The following is a 1361-nucleotide window of genomic DNA, read 5'->3' on the forward strand; positions in this document are numbered from 1 at the left end:
CAGGGCTTCGGCGTAGTCGCGTGACGCCCGGTTCGTGGTGGTCCGTCAGGTCAGCGGCAGGGTCCGCAACGTGACAGGCACGGCTTCCAAGATCATGGAGTTCTCGACGCCCCGTGATCCGAGTGGAAGACCGTGCCTGCCGACGCATCATCGCTGATCCCGCTTGCCCTTGACCAGCTCCGCGAGCATCCCGAGGCCGCATCCGGGGAGGTCCCGGGCCTTCTGAAGCGGTTGGCCGAGGTACCGGATCCGCGTGATCCACGCGGGGTCCGCCACCGCCTGGCCGTCGTCCTCGCACTCACCGCGTGTGCGGTTCTGGCGGGGGCGACCTCGCTGCTGGCGGTCGGCGAGTGGATCGCCGACGCTCCGGCGCATGTGCTGGAAGAGGTCGGCGCCCGCCCCGATCCGCTGCTGCCCAGGCGGGTCCTGCCCGCCGAGACAACGGTCCGCCGGCTGATGGCCCGCCTCGACGGCGACGCGCTGGACCGAGCGGTCGGCGGTTGGCTCGCGGACCGCAGACCGAAGGCGACCGGGACCGCCGGGCTCCGCGGCCTGGCCGTGGACGGCAAGAGCCTGCGTGGCGCCGCCAAGGCGAAGGGCCGGAAGGTCCACCTGCTCGCCGCTCTGGAACACACCACCGGCCTGGTCCTCGCCCAGCTGGACGTCGGCGAGAAGACGAACGAGATCACCTGCTTCCAGCCGCTGCTGAACACTGTGGCCGAACTGGCAGGCGTCGTGGTCACCAGCGACGCGATGCACACACAGCGCGAGCACGCCGACTACCTCCTGGGCCGCGGTGCCCACTACATCGTGATCGCCAAGGGCAACCAGAAGAAGCTGCGCAGGCAGCTCAAGTCCCTTCCATGGAAGGACATCCCACTACAGGGACGCACCAAGGGCGTCGGCCACGGCCGCTCGGAGATCCGCCGGATCAAGGTCGCCACCGTGAACAACCTCTTCTTCCCCGGAGCCCGCCAGGCCGTCCAGATCAAGCGCCGCCGCACCGACCGCAAGACCGGCAAAACCACGATCACGACCGTCTACGCAGTCACCAGCCTGACCGCCGGGCAAGCCACCCCGGCCCAACTCGCCCGACTCGTCCGCGACCACTGGACGGTCGAGGCCCTCCACCACGTCCGCGACACCACCTTCGCCGAGGACGCCTCCCAGCTGCGGACCGGCAACGCACCCCGCGCGATGGCCACCTGGCGCAACCTCGCCATCGGAGCCCTCCGGACAGCCGGAGTGAAGAACATCGCGGCCGGCCTCCGCCACAACGCCCGCGACCCCCGTCGCCCCCTCGCACTCCTCGGCCTCGGATGAGCACAAACCCGGCGTCACGCAACTACGCCGAAGCCCTG

General features: G+C 70.2%; 1 pseudogene. It reads left to right on the forward strand.

Annotated elements, in window-relative coordinates:
• Positions 1 to 132: 132 nt before the first annotated feature.
• A pseudogene (locus ACGF5O_RS49060) lies at positions 133 to 1164 on the forward strand (ISAs1 family transposase); the annotation flags it as partial.
• Positions 1165 to 1361 lie beyond the last annotated feature (197 nt).

The sequence above is a fragment of the Streptomyces sp. NPDC048291 genome, assembly GCF_043201715.1.
GTDB lineage: Bacteria > Actinomycetota > Actinomycetes > Streptomycetales > Streptomycetaceae > Streptomyces.